This window comes from Methylobacterium sp. 1A (genome assembly GCF_058072805.1).
This window is the reverse complement of record NZ_JBYQVE010000003.1, coordinates 204,856-229,533: the sequence shown is the minus strand read 5'-3', so window position 1 is coordinate 229,533 and position 24,678 is coordinate 204,856. Positions and strand designations below refer to the sequence as shown.

At 65.8% G+C, this 24,678-nt stretch carries 19 protein-coding genes and 2 pseudogenes; 9 read left to right on the top strand and 12 right to left on the bottom strand.

The genetic code is table 11. The features are described from left to right. Nucleotides 1-214: 214 nt before the first annotated feature. On the bottom strand, nucleotides 215-1,807 hold the full coding sequence (locus ACX9MN_RS32645; protein WP_091683454.1) for a GMC family oxidoreductase: 1,593 nt from the start codon (nucleotides 1,805-1,807) through the stop codon (nucleotides 215-217). Then, the gene (locus ACX9MN_RS32640; RefSeq protein ID WP_244527091.1) at nucleotides 1,804-3,285 is read right to left on the bottom strand and encodes an ABC transporter substrate-binding protein; all 1,482 of its coding nucleotides are present in this window, start codon (nucleotides 3,283-3,285) and stop codon (nucleotides 1,804-1,806) included. Before ACX9MN_RS32640 ends, ACX9MN_RS32645 begins: the two co-directional genes overlap by 4 nt. Before the next feature lie 171 nt (nucleotides 3,286-3,456). On the opposite strand from ACX9MN_RS32640, the pseudogene ACX9MN_RS32635 reads away from it, so the two are divergent. The 3 genes and pseudogenes from ACX9MN_RS32635 (at nucleotide 3,457) to ACX9MN_RS32625 (ending at nucleotide 6,269) form a co-directional block, all read left to right on the top strand. Continuing rightward, nucleotides 3,457-4,403: pseudogene (locus tag ACX9MN_RS32635) on the top strand (fatty acid desaturase). After that, on the top strand, nucleotides 4,400-5,434 hold the full coding sequence (locus ACX9MN_RS32630) for an alpha/beta fold hydrolase (protein ID WP_132369222.1): 1,035 nt from the start codon (nucleotides 4,400-4,402) through the stop codon (nucleotides 5,432-5,434). Before ACX9MN_RS32635 ends, ACX9MN_RS32630 begins: the two are co-directional and overlap by 4 nt. Nucleotides 5,435-5,906: 472 nt before the next feature. Then, nucleotides 5,907-6,269 carry an allophanate hydrolase-related protein gene (locus tag ACX9MN_RS32625; protein ID WP_489726464.1) on the top strand — a complete coding sequence of 121 codons (363 nt, stop codon included), beginning with the start codon at nucleotides 5,907-5,909 and terminating at the stop codon, nucleotides 6,267-6,269. Nucleotides 6,270-6,636: 367 nt separating this feature from the next. On the opposite strand, the gene ACX9MN_RS32620 is transcribed toward ACX9MN_RS32625, so the two are convergent. The 3 genes from ACX9MN_RS32620 to ACX9MN_RS32610 all read right to left on the bottom strand — a co-directional run bounded on the left by ACX9MN_RS32620 (nucleotide 6,637) and on the right by ACX9MN_RS32610 (nucleotide 10,743). Next, nucleotides 6,637-7,874, bottom strand: a protein-coding gene (locus ACX9MN_RS32620; protein ID WP_489726463.1) for an IS3 family transposase whose coding sequence is annotated in 2 segments (ribosomal slippage) — nucleotides 6,637-7,514 and nucleotides 7,514-7,874 — 1,239 coding nt in all. Because the reading frame shifts where the segments join, the coding sequence is not laid out codon by codon here. A gap of 627 nt (nucleotides 7,875-8,501) precedes the next feature. Further along, complete coding sequence (locus ACX9MN_RS32615) at nucleotides 8,502-9,479, bottom strand: helix-turn-helix domain-containing protein (protein WP_489726462.1); 978 nt, start codon at nucleotides 9,477-9,479, stop codon at nucleotides 8,502-8,504. A 490-nt stretch (nucleotides 9,480-9,969) separates the two neighbouring features. Further along, on the bottom strand, nucleotides 9,970-10,743 hold the full coding sequence (locus ACX9MN_RS32610; protein WP_489726461.1) for an MmyB family transcriptional regulator: 774 nt from the start codon (nucleotides 10,741-10,743) through the stop codon (nucleotides 9,970-9,972). A gap of 5 nt (nucleotides 10,744-10,748) precedes the next feature. Here ACX9MN_RS32610 and istA point away from each other — a divergent pair, with 5 nt between their 5' ends. From istA to ACX9MN_RS32595, 3 genes and pseudogenes are all read left to right on the top strand, one after another. Then, on the top strand, nucleotides 10,749-12,011 hold the full coding sequence (gene istA, locus ACX9MN_RS32605) for an IS21 family transposase (protein WP_489725687.1): 1,263 nt from the start codon (nucleotides 10,749-10,751) through the stop codon (nucleotides 12,009-12,011). Beyond that, nucleotides 12,008-12,871, top strand: a complete 864-nt coding sequence (gene istB, locus ACX9MN_RS32600; RefSeq protein ID WP_489725688.1) for an IS21-like element helper ATPase IstB — start codon at nucleotides 12,008-12,010, stop codon at nucleotides 12,869-12,871. The genes istA and istB overlap by 4 nt, the downstream gene beginning before the upstream one ends. Nucleotides 12,872-12,934: 63 nt before the next feature. Then, nucleotides 12,935-13,831, top strand: a pseudogene (locus ACX9MN_RS32595) (SDR family oxidoreductase); the annotation flags it as partial. A gap of 318 nt (nucleotides 13,832-14,149) precedes the next feature. On the opposite strand, the gene ACX9MN_RS32590 reads toward ACX9MN_RS32595, so the two are convergent. Further along, nucleotides 14,150-15,064, bottom strand: a complete 915-nt coding sequence (locus ACX9MN_RS32590) for a DUF3471 domain-containing protein (RefSeq protein ID WP_091683431.1) — start codon at nucleotides 15,062-15,064, stop codon at nucleotides 14,150-14,152. A gap of 501 nt (nucleotides 15,065-15,565) precedes the next feature. On the opposite strand from ACX9MN_RS32590, the gene ACX9MN_RS32585 reads away from it, so the two are divergent. Together ACX9MN_RS32585 and ACX9MN_RS32580 are read left to right on the top strand one after the other, a co-directional pair. Next, nucleotides 15,566-17,797, top strand: a complete 2,232-nt coding sequence (locus ACX9MN_RS32585; protein WP_489726460.1) for a TonB-dependent siderophore receptor — start codon at nucleotides 15,566-15,568, stop codon at nucleotides 17,795-17,797. Nucleotides 17,798-17,918: 121 nt separating this feature from the next. Next, entirely contained in the window at nucleotides 17,919-18,800 is an 882-nt protein-coding gene (locus ACX9MN_RS32580) for an alpha/beta hydrolase (RefSeq protein ID WP_244527090.1), read from the top strand. Nucleotides 18,801-19,059: 259 nt separating this feature from the next. On the opposite strand, the gene ACX9MN_RS32575 is transcribed toward ACX9MN_RS32580, so the two are convergent. Continuing rightward, a protein-coding gene (locus ACX9MN_RS32575) for an IS630 family transposase (protein WP_100250497.1) occupies nucleotides 19,060-20,003 on the bottom strand; the annotation gives its coding sequence in 2 pieces (ribosomal slippage) (nucleotides 19,060-19,667 and nucleotides 19,667-20,003; 945 coding nt in all). A 203-nt stretch (nucleotides 20,004-20,206) separates the two neighbouring features. Here ACX9MN_RS32575 and ACX9MN_RS32570 point away from each other — a divergent pair. Beyond that, nucleotides 20,207-20,410: a hypothetical protein gene (locus ACX9MN_RS32570; RefSeq protein ID WP_056530990.1), complete on the top strand. Its 204-nt coding sequence runs from the start codon at nucleotides 20,207-20,209 to the stop codon at nucleotides 20,408-20,410. A 984-nt stretch (nucleotides 20,411-21,394) separates the two neighbouring features. Here ACX9MN_RS32570 and ACX9MN_RS32565 read toward each other — a convergent pair. From ACX9MN_RS32565 to ACX9MN_RS32545, 5 genes are all read right to left on the bottom strand, one after another. Then, nucleotides 21,395-21,625 (bottom strand): hypothetical protein, encoded by a 231-nt coding sequence (locus ACX9MN_RS32565; protein WP_091928689.1) that lies wholly within the window; start codon nucleotides 21,623-21,625, stop codon nucleotides 21,395-21,397. A 216-nt stretch (nucleotides 21,626-21,841) separates the two neighbouring features. Then, nucleotides 21,842-22,069 (bottom strand): hypothetical protein, encoded by a 228-nt coding sequence (locus ACX9MN_RS32560; RefSeq protein WP_091928685.1) that lies wholly within the window; start codon nucleotides 22,067-22,069, stop codon nucleotides 21,842-21,844. Between the two features lie 23 nt (nucleotides 22,070-22,092). Then, on the bottom strand, nucleotides 22,093-22,812 hold the full coding sequence (locus tag ACX9MN_RS32555) for a cache domain-containing protein (RefSeq protein WP_132368282.1): 720 nt from the start codon (nucleotides 22,810-22,812) through the stop codon (nucleotides 22,093-22,095). A gap of 293 nt (nucleotides 22,813-23,105) precedes the next feature. Beyond that, complete coding sequence (locus ACX9MN_RS32550) at nucleotides 23,106-23,393, bottom strand: hypothetical protein (protein ID WP_132368281.1); 288 nt, start codon at nucleotides 23,391-23,393, stop codon at nucleotides 23,106-23,108. 870 nt (nucleotides 23,394-24,263) lie between these two features. Further along, nucleotides 24,264-24,659 carry a hypothetical protein gene (locus ACX9MN_RS32545; RefSeq protein ID WP_132368280.1) on the bottom strand — a complete coding sequence of 132 codons (396 nt, stop codon included), beginning with the start codon at nucleotides 24,657-24,659 and terminating at the stop codon, nucleotides 24,264-24,266. Between the last annotated feature and the right edge of the window lie 19 nt (nucleotides 24,660-24,678).

Here is a 24,678-nt window from a genome sequence, read left to right as displayed (position 1 = left end):
GCGGGATGCATCACGTCTGTCCGAGCGATGACGCAGATGAGGCGCCCGGCACGCCGCTCCGGCGCGTTCAACGTGCATGCGTGACGCGATCAGCGGTCGACGATGATGGGGTTCGACGCCGCCTCTCTGCGGATCGGGCTGCGCCCGGCGTTCGGCATGCGGCGGACGTGCCGATGTCGAGCGCCCATGGGTCGTTCGTAATCTGCGCGCGCACTCACGGGTGACGCGATCCGCCCGTCAACATGCGCCGCGCAAGATTTTCGCCGATCATCACGCAGGTGAAGTGTAGGTTTGCGCGGCAATCGCTGGGCATGATGGAGGCGTCGCAAACCCGCAGCCCATCCATTCCGCGAACCTTGAGATCGGGGTCGACGACCCCGGACGCGTCCTGCCAGCCGGTCATGCGGCACGTGCCGGCGGCGTGCTGGATGTCCCCGGCCTCGGCGAGCATCAGGGCATCGAGTTCGTCATCCGGGAGGCGCGCGGCGTCGCCGATCGGAAGCGGGCTCTCGCCGAACCGGATCGCCGTTGCGAGATCGGCCAGGGCCGGATGCGCCGCCAAGCCCGCGAGGCGGCGCACCGCGTCGCGCATCCGCAGGCGATCCCGCGGGTCATCGAGCATATTCTCGTCGATGACCGGGTTGGCCTCCGGATCGGCCGCGGTGAGGTGCAGCGTCCCGCGCGAGAACGCGTCGTAGAGGCCGACGCCGACGGCGCCCTGCGGCGTCGGTTCCGGCCCGGTCAGGGTCCGGTGGTTGTAGGCGACGAAGATCATGTCGCGCTCCCCGCCGCCCGAGAGGCCGCTCGAATAGGTGACGCAGCAATTGGTGTGGCGCGCATCCGGACCGAGGGCTCGGTGTTCCGGCTTCAGATCCATCGTCGCCCGCAGGATCGGATGGTCCATGAAGTTGCGGCCGACCGCCTCGTGCGCCTGCCGGACGGGGATGCCGAGGGCGCGCAGCGGCTCGGCCGGGCCGATCCCGGAGCGCATCAGGATCGCCGGGCTGTGGACGGCGCCGGCGCACAGAACGATCTCGCGGCCCTGGATCTCGGTCCAGGGTTCCGCACCGAAGCGCACGCGCAGGCCGGTTGCCCGTCGTCCCGCGAACAGGACGCGATCGACCAGGGCCTCGCAGCGGATCTCAAGATTCGGCCGGTCGCGCGCCGGTTCCAGGTAGCCGTCATTGGTGGTGACGCGGTGACCGTCGCGGCTGTTGATCGGGTTGCACGAGACTCCCTCGCCCGTCGGCGCATTGAGGTCCGCCTTCCAGGGATGGCCGGCCGCGAGGGCGGCCGCGCGAAGCCCCAGATCCACCGCGCCCCAGGCCTCCGGCTTCGCGCGGTGGACCGGGAGCGGACCGCCGCGCCGGGCGCCGTCTTCGGTGCCGAAATCGGCATCGTCCTCGATCCGGTCGAAGAGCGGCAGCACATCCGAGGCCGACCAGCCGGTGCAGCCCTGCTCCGCCCAGGCGTCGAAGGCGGCGGGCACGCCGCGGATCGCGATCTGCGCGTTGACCGTCGAACTGCCGCCGAGCGCGCGACCGCGCCAGTAGAAGCGGGGCTCCTGCACGCGGGTCCGCCGGCTCATCAGCCCCGGCCACTGCCAGTCCGCCTGATGGGCCAGGTCATACATGAACGGGATGATGTTGGCCGAGCGCAGCGCCGGCGGCGCATCGGCGGAGCGCCAGTCGCGCCCGGCTTCCAGCAGGAGCACCCGACGGTGCGGATCCTCCGAAAGGCGGGCCGCCAAAGCTGCTCCGGCGGAGCCGGCACCGACCACGATGACGTCGTACGGGGCTGCGCTCATGGCTTCGCGACGTTCCAGAACAGCGGGATGGCGGAGGGGATCAGACCGGTGAGCGACCTCCGATAGGCCGCGGGCTGCGCGAACTGGCCGAACGGGACGACCAGCCCTTCGCCGTAGACGATGGTCTGGATCTCGCCGGCGATGACGCGCCGTTTGTCCGGATCCGGCTCACGGGCGAAGCGGTCGAACAGGGCGACCATGCGCGGGTCGCACATGAAGCCGGAACTCGCCGCGTCCTTGCAGTTGAAGTTGATTGCGGAATTCGTCAGCGGCGAGCTGAGATCGAGACCAAGTGCGTGGATGCCGAAGAGGCTCCAGCCGGCCTTCTTGGTGCGCCGGGCGAGCAGGGCTGCCCAATCCATGACCTGCAGGTCGACGGTGAAGCCGGCCTGCTTCAGCCGGTCGGCCAGGATGGTCGAGGACACGCGCGCCGCCTCGAGATCGTTAGCCACCATCACGGTCACCGGTTCGCCCTTGTAGGCGGTCGCCTTCAGAGCAGCCCGGGCCGCCGCCACCGAGGGGTCGTGCAGGAGGTCCGTCCCGACATGCGTCTCGTAGGGCGAGCCGCAGATGAAGAAGGCGTCGCAGGTCTGCGAGAAGCGCGGATCGAGGCCGAACCCGTCCAGAACCTCGCGCTGATCGACGAGGCGCAGCAGCACGCGCCGGATCGCCGGGTCGTCGAAGGGCTTGGACGCCGTGTTAATGCGATAGTGGCCCGTGAACCTGTGCGGGCCGGTGAAGTTCATCACCGCCAAGCTCGTGTTGGCCTCGATCTGACCGATCAGGTCGAAGGGCGCGTACTGCATGTAGTCGATCTCGCCCGTGCCGAGGGCGCCCGTCGCCGTCGCACCGTCGGGGATAACGCGGATGTCGAGGGCGTCGACCTTCACGACCTTGCCGCCGGCCAGGAAGTCGGCCGGCTCGGGACGCGGCCGGTAATCGGGATTCCGGCGCAGCAGCATGTGGTCGCCGGGGATGTGGGCGGTGCGGTCGTAGACGAACGGACCGGATCCCACGACCTCCGTGAGCTGCGTCGTGGGTGGGGTGGCGGCGAGGCGGGCCGGCATGATGAACGGTGTGGGGCTCGACGTGGTGCCGAGCGTGTCGAGGACGAGACCGTAGGGCTCCCGCAGCGTCAGCACGAAGGTCCGGTCGTCCACAGGCTCCAGGGAGGAGGTCACATCCATGAGCCGGCCGCCCAGCGCACTGCGCGCCGCCCAACGCCGCAGCGAGGCGACGCAATCGGCGGCCCGGACCGGCGCGCCATCGTGGAAGCGCAGCCCTTCGCGCAGGGTGAAGCGCCAGGTCAGCCGGTCGTCCGACACCGACCACGTGTCGACCATCTGCGGCCGGAACACGCCCGTCGCGTCCGGCGCGAACAGCGTGTCGTAGATCATGTAGCCGAAGGTCCGCGTGATGTAGGCCGTGGTGAAGTAGGGATCGAGGGTGACGATCTCGGCCTCCAGCACCGCCTTCACCGTCGTTTCCGCGCGGCCGGAAGCCGGCGCAAGCAGCGCCGCGGCCATGAGTAGGCCGGAAAACCAAGATCGTCGCATTTTGCATTCACCCTTTGCCGGAGCGGCATAGGCAAGCTGGATACCAAGCCGGGCGCGCGTAACGGCCCATCATCGGCGGCTTCGGCATGGACGATGCAGAGTCCGTGCGCCTTCGAAGTGCTCACACGGGTTCAGAAACGCATGGCCTCCGCGAGCGGACGGGTTCTTACAGGTGCCGAGGTGAAGGCGCTGTCGCAGCGCTCGGACTGGCGCGGCGCCATCCGCCTCGGCGCACATCTCCTGATGCTGGCCGGGGCCGGCTGGCTGGTCTGGCGCTCGGGGCCCTGGACGCTGCTGCCCGCCATGCTGCTGCTGGGCATCGTGCAATCGGCCCTGTTCGCGCCCATCCACGAGACCGTCCACCTGACCGCCTTCCGCGCGCGCCGGGCCAACGCGGTCGTCGGCTGGCTGGCCGCCTGCCCGTCGCTGCTGAACTGGCACTTCTACACGGCGTTCCACCTCGCCCATCACCGTCACACCCAGGATCCCGAGCGGGATCCGGAACTCGCGCTGATGCCGCCCTCGACCCTGGACGCCTATCTCTGGCGCGTCCTGGCCCTGCCCTACTGGCGCACCCGCCTCCAGGTGGCCTGGGCGGGCCTGCGTGGCGATCTGTCGGCCTACCCGTTCATCACCGATCGCGCGGCGCCCCGCATCATCCGCTCGATCCGCTTGATGTGCGCGGTCCTGCTCGCCGGCGCGGCCCTCGCCATCGGTCTGATCGGCTGGTGGGCGCCCCTGGTCTACTGGATCGGGCCGCAGCTCCTCGGGCAACCGTTTCAAGGCTTTATCTGCTCACGGAGCACACGCTCTGCACGATGGACGACAACGGCCTGACCAACACGCGCACGACCTTGACCAACGGCCTCATGCGGCTCCTCATGTGGAACATGCCTTTCCACACCGAGCACCACCTCTACCCATCGATCCCGTTCCACCTCCTGCCGGATGCCCACGCGGCGCTGCGCGCGCGGCTCGGCGTGCTGCAGCGGGGCTATGCCCGCTGGCATGTCGGCTTCGTGCGGACGTTGCGCCCGTGAGCGGCTGGGCGACGGCCACCGGAATCTTCGAACTCGGCGACCTGACGCTTCAGTCGGGCGCGGTGCTGCCGGGCGCGCAGCTGCGCTGGAAGACGCACGGCACCCTGTCGCCCGGGCGCGACAATGTCGTGCTCTACCCGACGAGTTACGGGGCGCAGCATCCGGATCTCGAATGGCTGATCGGCCCCGACGGGGTGCTCGATCCCGGCCGCTGGTTCATCGTCATCCCGGACATGTTCGGCAACGGCCTGTCGTCGAGCCCATCGAACACACCGGTCTGGCCCGGCCTCGTCACCGCTTGGGACAACGTCCACGCGCAGCGCCGTCTGCTCGCCGAGGTGTGGGGGATCGAGCGCCTGCACGCCGTCTACGGCTGGTCCATGGGGGCGCAGCAGGCCTATCACTGGGCGGCCCTGTTTCCCGGGCAGGTCGGCCGCGCGGTGATCAATTGTGGCAGCGCGCGGACCGCCACCCACAACCGCGTGTTCCTGAAAGGCCTCATGGCGGTGCTGGAGGCGGCGCCGGAGCATCGCGGCGCGGGCCGCTTCTCGGCCGAGCCGATTGCCGCCCTCCAGGCCTTCGGGCGCATCTATGCGGGCTGGGCGCTCAGCCAGGACTTCTACCGGGCGGATCTGCACCGGACCGCGCTGGGCGCCCCGGATCTCGACACCTTCCTGCGCACCGACTGGGAGGAGCGCTTCGCCCGCCGTCCCGCGGCCGATCTCTATGCGCAGCTCTGCACCTGGGAGGCGGGCGACATCAGCCGCGACCCGCGCTACGGTGGTGACCTCACCCGGGCGCTCAACGCGATCACGGCCCGGCTGCTGCTGATGCCGGGGGAGACCGATCTCTACTTCCGCGTCGCCGACAACGCCGCCGAGCTGCCGCACCTGCACGACGTCGTCCTGCAGCCGATCCCGAGCATCTGGGGCCATCGCGCCGGCAACCCGTCGACCAACCCGGCCGATGCCGCCTTCCTGCGCGATACCGTGCGGGCGTTCCTCGCCTCGGCTGAAACCGGCGCGCCCTGAGCATCGCGCCTTCGCCTTTGCGGAAAACCCAGCCGGGGCGTGCGCGTTGAGCGGGCAGGCGCCCCGCGCGCCGTGCGATCGTACAGAGGACCCAATGGAATACAGGCAATTCGGACGCTCAGGCCTCACCGTGCCGGTGCTGAGCTTCGGCACCGGCACGTTCGGGGGGACGAACGAATTCTTCCAGCGCTGGGGGCACCGGGCGGGATAAAGCAGCGCGTCGCCAGCGCCCGGGTGATCGCTGGCGAGGCTGAGGTGGTGCTGACGGACGAGATCTTCGGGGCGCTCGACCCCAAGACGCGAGCGCCCGCAAGACGAGCCGCTCCATCGCTGGTCTCGCACCGGGCTGACGATCCTGTCGGCAGCCACGCCGTCGAGGAGGCGATCTTCTTGGCCGGCCGCGGCGTGATGATGTCGCCCGGCCCCGGCCGGACCGAGGCGATCCATCCGCTGGACCAGCCCCAGTGGCGCGATGTGGCGAGCTTGGCCGTCAGCGACTTGCGCCGGATGGGCACGACCTCCGACGCGTCCCGCCGACCCGACCGGACGACTGCCCCTACGCCCTGGCGGAGGCCCGCATCGTCCCGGACTGCTCCGGGTGGCCGGTGACGACGGGCGCGTGATCGAGAGGGAGGTCCAGGCTCTGCCGCCGGCCGCCATTCCAGAACCGCTCGCGATCGGCACTCTCTGGCTCTTCGACGGAGCTGCGCCGAAGGTCTTCGCGGTGGAGGTGCCCGTCGCCGGGGCGGTCGACATCACGCGATGCCGCGGCTGGCGCCGCAACATAGCCAGCCGTGCCGCGACATCACTGATTTGGCGATGTCGAAACACATGACTTCCAGGGTCGACAATGTCCGTCCGTGAGGCGTCCGCACGTATCCGGTAACGTCCGCTTACGAGGCGTTGTCACGGCCGGCTCGATGACCGCAATGGGCGCGAAGCCGAACGTCCGGTTCTGCGCGCGTTGACGATCCGGCATGATGCAGTCTGGCCGAAACCGGTCCGTCTGCTTCGGAGCAGCTCCACCGCAAAAGCTAACGGCCACTTACCCACCCAAACCGAGCAGGACACTCGGTAGGGTACCTTCAATCTGACAACGCCCGCGGCCGCCAACAGGTGCCTGCTACCGGATACTCACATCGCTAGTCCCTAAGCTCGCCCTGGAGTGCACCCTGTTTGACCGGACAGGCAGCGGGGCGGGTTTAGGCAGTCCGGCTGAGGTACTCTCGGGGCGAGAGCATGCGCAGGCCGGAGTGCGGGTGGATCGTGTTGTAGTCCTCGAACCAAGCCGGCAGAAGCCGCATCACGGTCTCGGCGTCGGCCAAGATGGCAAGGCGGGCATAGTCGCGCTTGAGCGTCTTCACGAACGCCTCCGCGATGCCGTTGCTCTGCGGCGAACGCACCGGGGTGAACAGCAGCCGTAGGCCGAGCGCGGCGGCCGTCTGCGCTGTCTCCTTGGCGATGTAGGCGGAGCCGTTGTCGGATAACCACTCGACCGGGTGCGGGGTCTTCGTCGCGCCGAACCGGCGCTCGCAGCAGGCGATCATCAGGTTGCAGACCATCTCGGCCGAGACGCCTGTCGTGGTCGCCGACCACGCGATGATTTCACGGTCGCACGCGTCGATGGCAAACAGCACGCGGACGACCGCACCGTCCCGGCAGCGCAGTTCGAGGTGATCCGAGCACCAGCGCACGTTCGAGCGTAACGCCACCACGGTGCCGTCGTGGGTGCGGCCGGGCCGCCGGGCGGTGTGCGGCGCGAGGGTGAGCCCGTTCGCCCGCAGGATGCGCAGCACCCGCTTGGCATTGACGCTCGCTTCGCCGCGCGAGCGCAGGGCCCGGTTCACCAGTGCGGTGACGCGGCGATAGCCGTAGCTCGGGCGGGCATCGACGATCGCGCGGATCGTCGGCAGCAGCTGCGCATCCTCAGGCTTGCGGTAGGGACCGCGCGGCTGGGCGGGGCGGCTCAGGCGCTCGGCCAGGTGGGAGCGGGCCACGCCGAGCGTGTCGGCGACCGCCTTCACCGCGAACCGCCCGTCGAACCGCCCCAGGAGCTGAGCGGCGAGGTCGGTTTTTTTGTGCGGGCGAGGTCGAGCGCCTCCTTCAGGATCTCGACCTCCATGGTCTTGCGCCCGAGCAGACGTTCGAGGTCGCGCACGCGCCGCTCCAGCTCACGAACCCGGCTGGTGCCGACGACCTCCTCGTCGGCGTGCACGGCCTGATGGCCGCCCTCCAGCATGCGCCGCTTCCACGAGAACAGCAGGCTGGGCGAGATGCCGTAGCGGCGGGCGACGAACGACACGGACGAGCCGGGCTGCTGGCTCTCCTCGACGAGGCGGATCTTCTCGGTGGTGGACCAGCGCCGTCGACGCTGAACGCCGGTCAGGATCTCGCCGTGCACCGGTGGGGCGGTCGGATCGGATGACATAGCCTTACCCATAGGCCAACGCCTATGCCTTCGTGAGCTATGCCGCCTGTCCGGTCAAAACGGGGTGCGGTTCACGCCCCGTACTCGCGGCGATCACCGGCTATTTTTACCGAACAAAGAGTGTGCGGGTGGCGTTGATGTACGGCCCCAAACTCGGGACCATTGAGGAAACGCCTATGCGCACGAAGATGTACGGCCTTGCTGCCGCGCTTGCCATTGCTCTGACCGGAACAGCCTATGCCCAGCAGCCAGCCGGCGGCGGTAGCGCTACGGGCAACATGAATAACCCGGGTTCTGTGAAGAGCGAAGGGCAAAAGGCGGCCGAAGAGACGACAGGTACCAGCACACGCTCACCCGCAGCTGGCGCCGCAGCTGTGCCCGGAACCGGCACCGCGCGTCCTGACGTCGGTGCTGGCGGGAGCACCACCGCACCTGCGCGGTAAAGACCGCGAGATTACCCGCACCACATACTCTGTAAGTTTACGGCAGAGCCGCTTCGAAGGCGGCCCTGCTGTCGCCGCGGATCATGCATTAGTTGCAGGCATAACTGCAGCCGCTTGGGCCTGCTGCCGACCCGACAAAGCCGTTCCCGGCGCGTCGCGCTCTGCCTGAAAGCATCCAATCAATACGCCCTAAAATTCAGGACGCATCACAAGTGCCATCGCCGTGCGCTGCCTGATAATCGCGAGGCGACAAGCCAAAGCGTCTCCTAAAACTCCGATTGAACGTAGGTACGTCAGTGAAGCCGCACGCATAGGCAACTGTAGAGATTTTCATCCTCTCATTCCCAGGCGCCGCCAAGGACCGCTGCACCAAATCAAGACGCGCATCGCGGATTACTGCTGCGATGCCGCCGGTTTCTACAAGAGCTCGATACAACGATGTTCGAGAGACCCCGAGAGCGATGGAAATAGCAGCTGGGTCTAGTTCGGGATCTCGAAGGTGGCGGATGATATACGCTTGGGTCAGCGAGGCAATTGTTGCGTACTGGAGAGGTCTCTCCCGTGAAGATGCGGAAGCATCAATGGCGCGGCCTATCAGGTGCAAGGTTCCTTCGAGCGCGGCCTGCGCTTCACATTCTGTCATCCAGCCCAGCGACGACGCCAGTCTTTGAAAATTCGCCCGGGCTTCAGCTGTCGTAGGATGCTCGCTGATGGAGTGGCCTGCCAACGCGTCGACGCTGCCGACTAGGCTTTCGAAGGTTGCTCGTGGCACAGCAAGCCGGATCTCCTCGTATGGGGTCTGGGTGCCTGTCACTAAAGGCCGGCTCCTTGTTAGGAAGCTCAGATCACCAGCAACGAGGCGGCCTCCACGATCGAGCTGCATCTGGTAGCCGAGCCCAGCCAAGCCCAGCCGGATGACCACCATATCCTGCGCGTTTCGGTCGATGTGGCGCGACCTGATCTCTAACGAAACCGGACTGCTGACCGTATGCAAAAGTATACAATCGCCAATTGTTACGGTGAGACGCTTGGCGGAGAACGGCTCCCGAGGCCTTATTGGTTCAACATCACCAAATCCAGCCAACGCACTGTAGCGCCAGAACTCGAAGGCACGCTTCTTATCGATGTGGGCAGTTGTTTCGATTAGAGTTGGCACAACCAATAAATTCGACACGCAGAACTCTTTGCCGAGATTTGACGGTTCCTAGATAGGCTCATGCGCCCAATTGCTCGGATCTCCGTCGGTTCCGAGTCCAATCGAGACATCGGATTAAAACAGCGTGTTTTTTCTGCTCGGGAGTGAAGTTGCGCGCCAAGGTGTAGCGGCTGCTGGAGCCCGGCTGTCGAACGGCCACTGCACTCAAATATGACTGACGACAGCCAGGGGTTCGCAAGCCGTAGGCCAAACGGCGACGTCTGCTTCGATGCGTGAGCCGCTCAAGAGCGGACTGGCCGAAATCCACCCCGAGCGGTAATTCCGCTTGCGACCCAACTCGGCCCTTCAGCATCTCTTTGTCGATGCTCCGAAGCAGACGCGATATTCGTTGCGCATGATCAGGACGCCATCTGGGAAGGCGAAGCCCGTCCACGATGGACGACGGGACGATCTCCACCGACGCGGTCGGCGCTGCTGCGACTTCCAAACGTCGATGCCGACCGCGCGGTTACAGCGATGGGTCTGTGCGGGTGCCGTCGCCGGGCCGACCATCGACCAGCCTGCGGATCTGCTTCCTGACGGACGGCGTGGTGGGGTTATAGACGATCAGGCCGAGGTCGGGGCGACCGTCGACGGCGAAGGAGGAATACTCAAGCTCGATGGCGCCGAGGATTGGGTGCTTCAACCGCTTCGTCCCCTCGCCGTGATGGTGCACCTCGTTCTCGCGCCACAGCGCCGCGAAGTCCTCGCTCGTCCGGCACAGTTCCTCGACCAGCGTGCCGACCTCGGACGCCGCACCGGCGCGGGCCGCATCCGCACGAAACGCCGCGACCACGTAGCGGGCCACGCTGTCCCAGTCATGCTGGATCGCGCGAACCTGACCGGAGCCGAACATGCGGCGAAGGATGTTGCGCTCGCCCGGCGGGACCGTGTTCCAATCGGTCAGCACGACGGCCGAGGCACGGTTCCACGCGACGACGTCCCAGGTGGCTGTCTTGATCAGTGCAGGGCTGGTCTCCAGCGTGTCGAGCAGTCGCTGCAGCCGGGGCGTGACCCTCTTGGCGACCGCGTAGCGGACCTCCGGCGGGCGCCCGAGGCCCAGCATGAACAGGTGCTCGCGCTCGGCATCAGTCAGCTGTCGACGCCGGATGAATGATGGGCGGAGGCGCCGACTGAATAATCCCCAGTTACGCGTGCCTCCGCTGAGGCGGGCGCGCAGATCCGGGCAGCCGGGCGTCGTCACCTCGCCGATGATCAACCCTCGTGAGCGCACGAGGAGCATTGGCGATGGTCCAGCTCGGGGAACTCGTCATGATCCTGGACCTGCACCGCCAGGGCCTGTCCGTCACTGCCATCGCCCGGCAGCTCAACCTCGACCGCAAGACGGTCCGCAAGTACATCGCCCGCGGCCTCGAGCCACCCGCCTACAAGCCGCGCCCACCTCGCGAGCATCAGCTCGATCCCTTCATCGCCTATCTGCGCGAACGCGTCGCCGCCTATCCCGCGCTGACTGGCTCCCGGCTGTGGCGGGAGATCAGGGAGCGCGGCTACACGGGCGGCTACACCGCGGTGACCGATTACCTGCGCACCGTTCGACCGGCGCTACCCGCTCCCTTCGAGGTCCGCTTCGAGACCCCGCCCGGCCAGCAAGCTCAGGTCGACTTCGCCCGCTTCGAGGTCACGTTTGCCGACGAGCCGGGTGTGACCCGCATCGTCTGGCTGTTCTCGATGGTGCTGGGCCACTCTCGCCACATCTGGGCACGCTTCGTCCTGCACCAGGACCTGCAGACGGTCCTGCGCTGCCACATCGCCGCCTTCGCGGCCTTGGGCGGCGTGCCCGGCGAGATCCTCTACGACCGCATGAAGACCGCGGTGACCGGCGAGAGCGAGGACGGCCACATCGTCTACAACCGCTCGCTCGTGGCGCTGGCCGCCCACTATGGCTTCCTGCCGCGCGCCTGCCGGCCCTACCGGGCCAAGACCAAAGGAAAGGTGGAGCGGCCGTTCCGCTACGTGCGCGAGGACTTCTTCCTCGCCCGTCGCTTCCGCGATCTCGAGGATCTGAACGCCCAGCTCGGCGGCTGGCTCGCCACGGTCGCCAACGTGCGCCTGCATGGCACCACGCAGCGCGTCGTCGCGGAAGCCTTTGCCGAGGAGCGGCCTAGCCTGCAGCCGCTCCCGCTCGTGCCGTTCCGGGCGGTGCTGCGTCTGGAGCGGCGCGTCACGCACGAGGGTCTCGTGAGCGTGGGCGGCAACTTCTACAGCGTGCCGGACCGGACGCGCCGTCTCGTCGAGGTCCACCAGTTCGCCGAGGAGATCCAGATCTTCGATGCCGGGCGCTTGGTCGCCGTGCACCCCGTGATCGAGGGCCGTCGGCGCACCCAGGTCGCCTCGGGTCACCGTCGCGGGTCGGGCCTTCCTCCGCGTGCGCAGGGGCCGGCACGTGAGGGCAGCCTCATCATCGGCCGCGCCGGAGAGCAGGTCGCGCGGCGTTCACTGGAGATCTACGCGGCGGTCGGTCGCCGCCTCGCCGCGGGAGGCCAGCCATGACGGACGGGCTCGATCCCGCCTCGACGCTGGAGCGGATCCGGCGCAACCTCGTCGGGCTGAAGATGGCCCGGGCGCTCGAAGTTCTCGACCAGACCCTGCGCCGGATCGAGCAGGGACAGATCGGTGCGGTCGACGCCATCGACGTATTGCTGTCCGAGGAGCTGACGCTGCGCCAGAACCGGCGGGTGAAGATGGCGCTGATGACCGCGCGCATCACGAGCGTGAAGACGCTCGCCGGCTTCGACTTCGCCTTCCAACCCTCGCTCGACCGCAACCGCATCCTGGCGCTGGCGGGTTTGGACTTCCTCGACCGCCGCGAGGCGGTGCACCTGCTGGGGCCACCCGGCACAGGAAAGAGCCACTTGGCTGTGGCGTTGGGTGTGGAGGCGATCAAGGCGGGGCGCAGCGTCTACTTTGCGACGTTGGCCGACATCATCGCCTCGCTGGCCAAGGCGGAGCGGGAGGGGACGTTGCGCGAGCGCATCCGCTTCCTCTCGGCCTTCGCCCTGCTGATCGTGGACGAGATAGGGTACCTGCCCGTGGTGCCTGGCGGGGGCAACCTGTTCTTCCAGCTCGTCAACGCACGCTACGAGCGCGGCGCCATGATCCTGACCTCGAACCGCGGCTTTGCCGAATGGGGCGAGGTGTTCGGCGATCCCGTCGTGGCCACTGCGCTCCTCGACCGTCTGCTGCATCATGCTGTCGTGGTGCAGATCGAAGGGGCGAGCTACCGGCTGCGTCAGCATGCTGATCTGGTGCCTGAGCACGTGCGCTCGAAGGCGCTCATCACACCGCCACCGGCCCCGAAGCGACGAGGTCGACCGCCCCTGCGACGCGATCCTGAGGTTGGCCCCAGCTGATCAAGCTGAAGTGAGGATTTTTCCTTCGGCGGATCTGAGGACGCTGCACTCGGCGTTGACAGCGTATTCCTCACGGGCGCTACTGGCTTCATCGGCTCGGCGCTCATCCCGGAGCTCGTTGCCTCCGGGCATCAGGTCCTGGGGCTGACCCGGTCCGAGGCCGGCGCGGCGGCGCTCCGAACGGCGGGGGTCGAGCCGCACCGGGGCGACCTCACGGACCGGGTCAGCCTACACGATGGGGCCGCCCGGGCCGACGGCGTGATCCATGCCGCATTCGATCACGACGACTTTTCGGACTTTGTGGCTAACTGCGAGAAGGACCGGCGGGCCATCGATGCCCTTGGCTCCGCGCTGAAGGGCTCGGATCGGCCCCTGCTGATCACGTCCGGCGTAGCGATGGGATGCCCGTCGTCCGGCCGTACGGCCACCGAGGACGTCTTCGACAGGGACCACCAGAACCCCCGTGTCGTCTCCGAACAGGCGGGTGAGGCGCTCCTGCAGGCGGGCGTCAACGTGTCGGTGATGCGGCTCCCGCAAGTGCACGACACCGTCAAGCAGGGCCTCGTGACCTATCTTGTCGCCCATGCTCGAGCCAAGGGCGTCTCCGCCTATGTGGGCGACGGGGCGAACCGCTGGGCGGCGGGACCAAGGCGCGACGTCGCCCGCCTCTACGTGCTGGCCCTGGAGCGTGCCGAGGCGGGGGCCCGGTACCATGCCGTCTCAGAGGAGGGCGTCCCGCTTCGAGCCATCGCGGAAGCCGTCGGCCGGGGCCTTGGCGTCCCAGCGGCCTCCGTCGCGCCTGATGCCGCCGCCGCGCATTTCGGATGGTTGGCGGGGTTTGCCGGGGCCGACATGGCGGCGTCGAGCGCGTTGACGCGGTCCCGGCTCGGCTGGCAGCCTGACGGCCGGGGCCTCATCGCCGACCTCGACGCCATGGATTACGCCCGCGGTACAGCGTGAGGCGTCAGCGCCCAGCCGCATGATCGGTGGGGTCGTGGGCCGCGAAGTCCGGCCCGAGGTCCGTGATCGAGGTCCGCACGAAGCCCTCTCGCGGCACGCGTTGTCATGCCCTTGGCCACGAGCATCAGCTGGAATTCGACGCCGGTCGGTGGTCGGTGGAAGCAGGCGGCGAGGAAACACGAACGTACGCTTCCACCCTATGTCGAGCGGAAGCAGACTGGCGGCAATCCACCCAAGCGGTCCTACGGCTTGCGACAGACCCCAGCCGTCCGGACCGCCGCTGGCAAGTCTACAAAGCGGCCGCCCGGACGTTGATTGTTATGGTACTATACGAAAGCTAGCCATTTCGATCCTTGATGCATCGTTCAAGCTAAGCCGCCATTCTGTCTCGGCCTGCTCAAATTTAACATTGTACACGTCGCAGTCGTCGGCCATCGAGATGCCCCTGAATTGGATGGATTTCAGCTCGCCCCACCTTTTAAGTGCTCGCTTGTTATCTGGGATCTGCTCTTCGAAAGCTCGTGCCAGGCCGGCAGCCATTAAATCAGGTTCCGAAACGCCAAGTTGGGTTGCTTTTATGATGCGACGAAGCGCCTGCTCGCTACCGGATCTTGGCTCGTTCGTAGCCTTTCGTGCTTCGATGGATTGCTCGACTGCAGCTGCCTTTTCACGGCTGATGCGCGGTGCGGATTGTTCAATGCCGTTTTGGTGAAGCTCTAATGAGATCACCGCGCCAATGTCGTCTCTTTCAAAACTAAGCTGCGCCTTAATAAGCGAATTTCTATAAAAGAACTTCGTCGGACTTTCCGCAAGCAAGGAATAGAATGTTTGGCCCGTCAGCCTTGACATAAGTCCATCTTCGTCGCGCTCAATGGTCAAGATACTCTTGGGAGCCAATTGGTAGAAGCCGATAAATTGACCCAGCGTTGTGGGATCGATGGGCCGCGCTTTGCGAGGGAGCGCCTGTTCCGCGGCTAGGCGTTCAACCTTATCGGCAGTACTTTCTGCGCTCGTTTGACCCGTTAGCTTCTGAACCTCTGCCCGCAGTCGGCGCCAGCTAGAGAACCCGTATTTGCGGGCAACCTCCTTTTGAGCTTTCGACAACTGCGCAGTTGGATCTGACACACGCAGCGTCTTAAGCCGCGCCTTCGCTTCGTTGCGAAGATACTCAAGGTTCGGACGCTCTGGGAGCGTATGCCTTTGAATGGCGTGCGATAAGACGGCTTCGGCCATGGAATCCTTCCTTCCTCAGCGCCCATCGTCCGCGTTGCTGGGCAGGAAGTCAGGTCATGATCAAGGATTCCGAATGGGCTAAGCCCTTCACGCGGACCGTTGGCCTATCCTGAGGCCGGATAGACGTTACGTCCGGACTTGGAGGACCGCAAGTGGAGTGTGCTGAGGGGCCGTTTACGGAGGGAGCGGCAACGTCTTCTTCGATGCCTGAGACGCTCGGAAGCGGACCGGCAGAAATCCACCCTGTCCGATCATTCCGCATCCGACCCAACCCAGCCGCTTGAACCACCGTCAGCAGTTCTCCAAAGCGGTCGTTCATCTTTCATCCAGCAACTTCGGCACGGGGGTGGTAAGCAGACGGGCGCAAAGCGCAGCTTGGAATTCTTCCAGATTTGAACTGTTGTAAGTGTGTGTTTTGGAACACGTTTTCGGCTTGTTCAACGAGCCGTGAACGGTGATCACACTGGCAATGCGCCGCTCGGGCGCGTGTCAGCGTGATCTATGTCCCACCGCTCTTCGCTCCTCGCTATCCTTCTCGCCACAACCGCCCTCGCCGGCCCCGTAGCGGCGCAGGACGGGACCGTCCAGCTCAACGAACTCTCGGTCGAGGCAGCAAGACCCGGCAACTCAGCTCCCGGACCGACGGGCTCCGGTGGGGTCAACCTCAGCGGCGGCGACGGCGGCACGGCCGCCACCAGCGGCGGCGGTGGCGGTCCCTCTGGCATCACCGGCTACACCGCTCGCGTCGTCACCGCCGGGACCAAGACCAACACCCCCGTCATCGAGGTCCCGCAAGCCATCTCCGTCGTCACCCGCGAACAGCTCAACGACCGCAACGTTCAGGGCTTCGCCGAGGCGGTCCAGTACATCCCCGGCGTCTCGGTCGCCACGCAGGGCTTCGACCCGCGCTTCGACCAGATCTTCATCCGCGGCTTCGACGTGCTCACCAACCAGGGCATCTACCGCGACGGCCTGCGGGTGATCGGAAGCGGCTTCAACTACCCGCGGCTCGAGCCCTACGGCTTGGAGGCGGTGACCGTCCTGCGCGGGCCCGCCTCCGGCCTCTACGGGCTGGGCTCGCCTGGTGGCATTCTCGACGCGACCACGAAGCGACCGGTCTTCACGCCCTTTCGCGAGATGTGGCTCCAGGGCGGCAGCTTCGGTACCGCGCAGGGCAACTTCGACTTCGGCGGCCCAGTCGACGGCACTGATGGCACCTTGGCCTTCCGCATGACCGGCATGAGGCGCGAGGGTGGCACCTTCATCGGGCTGGGCACCAACAACGACCGGCTCTATCTCGCCCCGGCGCTCACTTGGAAACCGTCGGCCGATACCACACTCACGTTCCTGAGCGAGTTCCAGACCAATAAAAACCCAACCACCTCATTCTTCTATAACTATCCGGGCTTCCGGGTGAGTCCGTACTACCTGGGCGACCCGGCCTTCGACGGCCTCAATCAGACCCAGTTCCGGGTCGGCTACGCGTTCGAGCACCTCTTCACGCCCGACCTCGTGTTCCGCCAGAACTTTCGGAACTACGGCTCGTTCGTCGATGCGGCTTACACGAGCATCGACAGCATCAACGCAGCGAACACGATCGGCACGCGGAGCACCGGCTACATCCGCTCGGGCCTGATGCAGCAAACCCTGGACAACCAGTTGGAAGCCCGCTTCGCAACCGGACCGATCGCCCACACCGTGGTCGGGGGCGTCGACTACGCGCGGTACAGCCTGAGCCAACGCTTCGGCTTCGGCCCCGCCCCGGACCTCAACCTCATCACCCGGAACTATGGCCAACAGTTCATCGCGACGCCGCCCCTCGCGGCGGCGACGCGCCAGACGCAGGACCAAGTCGGTATCTACCTGCAGGACCAAGCCAAGCTCGGCAATTTTATCCTGACGCTTAACGGGCGCTACGACCAGACCTTCCAAGACAGCTTCGCCACGCCAAGCAGCGCGGTTTCGCGCCAGGACAACTCGGCGTTCACCGGCCGCGTCGGGTTGGGCTACATCCTGGCACCTGGCCTCGTGCCCTACGCGAGCTACGCCACCACCTTCACGCCGCAGGTCGGCACGGACCGGAACGGGCAGGCGTTCAAGCCAGCCACCGGTGACCAGATCGAGGCGGGGGTGAAGTACCTGATCCCCGGCACCAACATCCAAGTCGCGTTCGCGGGCTTCGACATCGTCCAGTCGAGCATTCTGCGCACGGACTCGGGCAACATCGCTTTCCAAGCCGCCACCGGCGCGGTGCGCTCCACTGGCTTCGAGGCGGAGGCTACCGCCAACCTCGCGCCGGGCACGAACCTGACGATCGCCTACTCGCACGTCGACATACGCTTCATCAACGGGACAGGCTTCGATCCGAGTGGAAACGTCGTCTCGACCAATGGGAACCGCGTCTCCGGCATCCCCGGCGACACCTACGCCTCGTTCCTCACCTATGCCTTCCCGCCGTCATCGCCCATGCGCGGCGTTCAGTTCGGCGGCGGCATCCGCTTTATCGGTACGAGCTTCGCGGACGATGCCAACACGGTGCGCAACACGGCCGTCACGCTGTACGACGCGTTAATAGCCTACGATTTCGGGGCTATTGACCCGAAGTACAAGGGCTTCCGTGCCCAGATCAACGGCTATAACATCTTCAACCGCAACTACACGAGCTGCTCGTTTGGGTTCTGCAACCGCAACGAGCCGGGTCGGATCCTCGGCAGCCTGATCTACCGGTGGTAAACGTCGCGCCAGCCACCGGGGCGTCCGCCCCTGCCTGGCTGGAGGCCGCCGTGAGGCACGTCAAGTGAGTACCCTCGTCTCACGCCGAGCAGCGATGTGTCTTCCGGCGGCGATTTGGCCGATGTTCCTGCCGCGCTTCGCTAGCGCGGGCGCAGACGAGCCGGCCCGGCTTGCCCGCACGGTCACCTTTGACCTCGGCAGCAGGGACGGACAGGCGCCGTGGCGGATCACACTCTACGTCCCGCCCGGAGATGCACCAACCACTGGCTGGCCTGTCCTTTACCTACTGGACGGCAACGCGGTGATGGCCACTGCGACCGACATTGAGCGCGTGCAGGCACCATACCCGGATGCGACCGGGGTTGAATCACGGTTTGCGATTGTCGGGATCGGGTATCCCGGGGATGAAGCCTATGACGGCGTACGTCGCTCCTGGGACTACACGCCGCCGCCGGGGCAGTCCTACCCGCCGTACAAGCCTGGCGGTCCCGCCCTCCGAACAGGTGGCGCCCAACAGTTTCTACATTTCGTCTTAACCGAGCTTAGGCCCGCGATCGAGCGGCGTTGCCCGGTTGACTCCACCCGGCAAGCCCTCTTCGGCCATTCATTCGGCGGGCTCTTTGTCCTCTATGCCCTTGCCAACGCGCCGACGGCCTTCTCCCATTGGATTGCGGTCAGTCCTTCTATTTACTGGGAGGATCTTGTGCTGCTGAAGAGCATTGCCGGGCTCGAAAGCGGGGCACCCGTTCGTGCGCATGTGCTTCTTTTGGCGGGGGCCTACGAGGAGGAACTCGCGCCGTTTCAGCGGGATGCGCCGGATCGCGAAGCACGCATGAAGCGCCTGAAAGCGGCACGAACGGTTGAACTATCGCGAGAGATGGCGGACCGCCTCTCACGCATTCCCGGATTGACAAGTCAGTTCCGATTGATCCCCGAGAGAACGCATATAAGCGTTTTACCGGAAGCCGTAAACGATGCAGTCGCCTTTTTCTTGAAACGGTGAGGATGGGACTGCCCTAACGGTCGTCGACTTGCAATGACTAAAGATGCGTTGCTCCGAGAGTGCGCCAAATGGGGCATTGGGCCACGCAACTATAAATCAATATTCGCATTCACGATTTTGCCCTTCGTAGTCATTATAGAGACCACCAACTCAAATGTTCGAAAGAGCCCTGACCAGCCCCCACGCGGTGGTCCGAGTTCAAAGTTAGTGCAGGGTCAGGGTCAAGGCCTCTGCCTCAACAGCCTAGAGCGGTTTCGGTTTAATCGGGGTCGTATCCTGCCGCGACGAAGAAGTTTGCGGCCTCGTCGGGCGTAACGGCATCGACGAGCCGCCCGATTGTGGTCCAGAGCCCTTCGCGCGTGCGCGCCGCGGCCTTGCGCAGCCCCGCCTTCAACTTCGAGAACGCCATCTCGATCGGATTGAAGTCCGGCGAGTAGGGCGGGAGGAACAGGAGCCGCGCGCCCGCCGCCTCGATCGCCGCGCGCACGGCCGGGCCTTTGTGGCTGCCGAGATTGTCCATGATCACGATGTCCCCGGGTGCGAGTTCGGGCACCAGGACCTGATCGACGTAGACTTGGAAGGCGTCGCGGTTGATCGGCCCGTCGAGCACGAACGGCGCGGCGATCCCGGACAGGCGCAGGCCCGCCACCAGGGTCGTGGTCTTCCAATGACCGTGCGGGACGGGGGAGCGCAGCCGCTGGCCGCGGGGACAGCGCCCGCGGGTGCGGGCCATGTTGGTGGCGGTCCACGTCTCGTCGAGGAACACCAGCCGGTCCGGGTCGAGATCGGGCTGGCTCTCGAACCACGCTTCCCGGGCGGCCTTCACGTCCGGCCGATCCTGCTCTGCGGCGTGGGCCGTCTTTTTTTGTACGTCAGGTCGCGCGCGTCGAGGAAGGCCCACAACGTGCCGAGCCCGACGGTGAGGCCATGCTCGTCCTGCAACCGGGCGCGCATCTCCTCCAGGGTGATGTCGACCGTCTCGTCGATCAGCGTACGCAGGAACGTCTCGTACGGGTCGAGCTTGGAGCGGCGGGCACGCCCCTGCGGCCGGGCGGCCACCGTCCCAGTCGCGGCGAGCGCCGCCATCCAGCGGATCGCGGTTGCTTGGCCGACCCCGAAGCGGGCGGCCGCCTGACGGCGCGAGGTCGCCGCAGCCGCGGTCACCACCCGCTCGCGCAGGTCCAAGCTGTAGGGGCGGCCCATGCATCACTCCGGCTGTCGACCGGCCTGAGTGAATCAGCCTCCCAGCGCCGCGTGAACCCTACCAACCCGACTCAGCCCAAACCGAAAACGCTCTAGCACGCGGTTGCCCAGCCAAGGTCCGTAGAAAGGCCAAGACGCGGGGTTCTGCCGCAGCACCGATACGGCGCGCCTCGGGTTGGTCGGGAGCCAACCCAGGAGACAGCATGGCGGACAAGGCTGACGTGACGACCTACACGGTGAAGCAGGCGCTGGCCGCCAAGGTCGACGATCACATCGAGATCGCGATTGAGGCCCAGGACGGCACCAAGCTGAAGCTCAAGGCGACAGCCGACCAGCTCGACGCACTGGTGGGCGATCTGGAAACGATCCTAGACGGTGATGACGCGGAGGTTGAGGCGGCCGAGTAGCCATCTGCGGCTTTCTAAATTGTTGAATGAGACGCCGCTCCGCAATCATGGAGTGGCGTCTTCGGCAACATCGCCCTCCCGTCTGAGATCGCAGAGGCCGACTTGCTGAACAGTCTTAGCCCCCTTCTGTACAATGAGGGTCGCCTCTGTGAGCAGCCACGGTAGCAGCCGTGATCAGCATCAGCTTCACGGCATACGGCGACTCGAGAGAAGCTGCCGGCAATTTGTTTGATGGCCCATAGTCCTGTTTAGGCCTCGATCGATTGCAGTGCTGAGTGATGGCTTCTGTCCTAAGGGCGGAGCCATTCTGTCGCACAGCACAGAACTCATGCTCGGTTTGTTGACCCCGAAACAAGCTGGGAGCCACGTAGCTTTGTCTCTTCCCCTAGTCATCATGCTCGTGGCGGCGGTCTGCGCCATCGCCCTCACGATCGCAGCCCTTCCCGGCCTGGATCGGTTCATCAGATGGTGAACGGTGTCCTGAGAAACTTCGCCGACTCCAGATGGTTGATTGCCCACAATCGTTTTGGAGGTGGAGCGTGGAGTTTGTGGTGATGGTCGCGGGGGTGGTAGGAGCCGCTGCAACGCTGGCTTTCCTGATGCCAGGACTGGACTCGTTCTTCTCTTGGTGACGGCACGAAAATGCCGGGCTAGGTCAGATAAGCAGCATCCTGCTTGATCACCGTTGATCCGTCGAATACGTAGCGCTCCCCGGACAGAAAAAAGGCCACTCCCGACGGAGCGGCCCGAAGTCTTGGGAGGAAACGCCCTTGGGAAGGGCTGCGAAACCGCGACGCCATCGCGATCTCACGTGGTCGACCTAAGCCTGCACGGTGCAGCGCACAACTGCCGCAGGGCCTCGTAGCGTGCATAAGTCGCCCTGAATGTGTGCCAAGGTGCGCCTCCACACCATGACTCAGGCTTCCGCCGTGTCTTGGGGCTGCGTCACGCCTCACTTTAAGGACGACGCAGTCGTGTCGTCCGTCAGCGGGCTAAGGCGTCGGCCGGGCCACCGGCGTGCTGGCCCGAGTACCGATAGGCGGGGGCCGCACGGTAGTGAGTCACCGAGATCTCTGGCAGGACCACAGAGGCATTGCCGACGTAGCCCGAGTAGGCTGAAGCCGGGTAGGGGCTGTGCTTGCTGTCGATGCCCTGCGCCAAGGCGGGGGTGGCAACGGCAACCAGAGCGGCCGCGGCGAGCAGATGCAGCTTCATGACGATCTCCATGCGGGTTCGTTTGACTTCACAAGGAAGCCATCCGGTAAGTCGTGTCGCGTGAGGAAGATCGTCGGTCTGGCGGTCTTGATCGCGGCGGCTGTGCTTGGCCGACTGTGACCTCTCAACGGCATACTCTGCCAATCGTTCGCCGGGTTTTGTGCGCCGCCACACAGGACACGAGCGCGCTAACGGGCGAGCTCGTCCGCTGGAGAGCTATTGCTTCGACAGGCCCGGCCACGTCATAGCGGGATCGAGAGCGTCCGTGTCGATGCTGGTGCTTTTGGATGTCTCAACGACCAGCAGCCCCGCCACGAGCAGGACCGCGACAGTCGACAGGACGAGTCCAATCCGCTCAGGATCAAACCAGCGTGTCCTCAGCACGGCGCAGCCGAACGTGAACACCGCCGTCTCGGCCAGCGGTATGAGGTTGATCAGCGCCAAAGCTCACTCCTCGTCGAACCGCACTATTCGGCGGCAGCTGCCTTCGATTTGGCCGGAGGGAGGGCGGTCGCAGCTGCGGTCAAGTTGCGTCGAGCCTCGGAGATCGCTGCCGTCGTCGCCTCGCCTTGCGCGTTCAAGGCCTCGAGGAAGGCGATCCAGTCCGGTCGTGCGGCAGCCGGGATCTCGGCGTCGAGCTTTGCCCTCAGGTTTGCCACCCGCGCCTCGGGCGTCGCGCTGATCGGTGCAGCGATATCGGCATCGTAGACACCGACCGCGCAGGTCTGATCGCCGGCCTTGGTGTAATAGGTCGTCTTGGGTTCTTCGACCGTGCTCCCGGGCTTGGGGAACAGGTAGCGGATCACCGAGATCTGCCCAGGCTTAGCCGTGTCCATCATCGTTCGGATGAAGTGGTTGCCGGTCCGATCGTGCAGGTCCCGCACATCCTGCCCTCTTAGGATCGGGTTTGGGTGGGCGTTCATCACTCCATCCGGACCAACACAGAAGACGTAAGTCTCCGCTGTGCGGAAGCCATCAGCGCCTTTGCTGAACGCATCGAGCGCCTTCGCCTGATCGGAGCTTACCGCCTTGCTGGCGCGCGTCAGAAGCCACTTGGCGCTCGCTTCGATACCCGTACCGGCATCATCGCAGGACAGGCCTGCCTCGCTATCGCCGCAGGCATAGACGGCGTGCGGTAGCGCTACCCAGGCCAGAACAGGAGCAAGAATGGCGATGCGCAGGCTCATGGCAGGCCTCACGAGCTATGGGCAGCGAGCTCAGTCCGGCGCTGCGCCAGGGCCCATTTCCACGATGGCACCTGGGTAGAGCGACAACACCCGGCGCGCGTCCTCCAAACGAGGGAAACGGTCTGTCTTAATGTTTCAGCTACGTAGCCTGAGCGTTCGCCAGACCGACCGCCCATAGACCCTCACCGCATAGCTCGGCCCATCTACCGCCGCGAGAATTCTCACAGGATCGCTTCGGCTCGGGTCGACCGCTGCCCCTCGGCAGCCTTTCCTCGGTACCAACTCGTCCGCCCTCAGGGTTTTTCGTCGCTTTTCTGTACAGGCTCACCGGACCGACGTTCGGTCCCGGAGGATGGGTCGATGTTGGAGAAAGGCTTGCGCACGCCCCTTACGTGGGCGCCCGGGAAGTAGCCCGCGATGATGGAGGCTTGGCTCCTGAATGTCGCCCCCGACAAGCGGATGTCATGCGGCGCGCTCCGCACTGCGGTGGTCCTGAGCTTCGCCTTCAACGCGACCACAGGGGGGTGCTGGCAGACCAAATCCACGATGGCGAAGTCGGCCGCCGTCAGCACCTCCAGCATCAAGCAGGGCCTGTCGGAGCTTGAGATCGGCGGTCACATCCTCCGCAGAGAGGAGCCGATCCGGGGGAAGCCCATGGGGTGATCTATCCGGTGCTCAACGCCGAGATCGAACTGCAGGAACCTCGTGCGCGGCGCGGAGGGGTTCCGAAGGGTGTCGACCCGCGGCGACGGGCGGCAGAGAATGCGGCTCGCAACTGTGGCGAGGTCAAAGCCAAGAGCGTCGTGCCGACGCCCGCAGAGGTCCTTAAGACGCCGCAGCCCACCCCAGAGCCAGCGCCCGCTCCAAGCCTAGTCGCCGACGCGACGATCAGCGCGGCCGTCCCCGCCGCGGCGGCGCCCGAGCGCGAGGACCACCCTATCGAACCTAAAGCTGGGTCGGCTGGAAACGTGATGAATGAGGAGCACCCGAAGCGCGGCATCCCGTATCACGCCGTCCGGCAGCGAATGGGCATGCAGGGCTTCAGGTCCCGTCCCGGGATCCGACTGACCCCGGACGATCTCCGAGCCGGGAGCCAAGCCTGGGCAGACGGTCAGTTCGATAGCTGGGCAGAGCATCTGACCGGGGAAGGGCCAATCCATCGGTCCCCCACCCGGACAGAGGGTCAGTCCAAGCCGCGGGCAAAGGGTCAACCCCCATGTATCCAGGAGAAATCAAAGAGCATTATCCCAGACCCTATCGAAGAGAGGCGAACCCCATCTAGCCAAGTCGTGGCCGGGTGCTCCCATGGCGGGTGCAGATCGGCGGCAACATACCGCTGCTCCCGAACCGACCTCGCCTTTTGCGTTCGACACCGTGGCAACTCTTACCCCGCGGTCGAAATCCGTGAAGGCCTGTAGGGTACGCACGAGACGCGTACCCCTGAGAGGAACTTAGGTCGTCGCCCTAGCGCAGGCGGCTTCCATATCCCGCTGACACTGCCCGGCTACATCGTCGGGATCCGGGTCCGGGACGAGGCTCGCGTGATAGGCGGCCAGTGCTCGGAAGCCGGTGGCCGTGGTCGGGGTCGTGCGTCGAAGCTCCTGGCGCTTGCTATGCCGCAGCTTGCGCAGCCGCCTCATCTCGGCGCGCAGTTCGCCCGTGCAGCTGAGCCCGAGGCGAGAGGCGTGCGCCAAGGCGGAAACCGCGGAGGCCTCCTCCCGCGCCACCTCTCGGTGCGTCTCGATCGCCGAAAAGATGGGATCCGGCGACGGCAGGGCCATGGCCGGCGCGGGTAGGCCCAGCCCGAGGAAAGCGCCGAGGCTCCGGCGGGTGACGGTCGCGTGCATGGTAGGCTCCTCTCGGTAG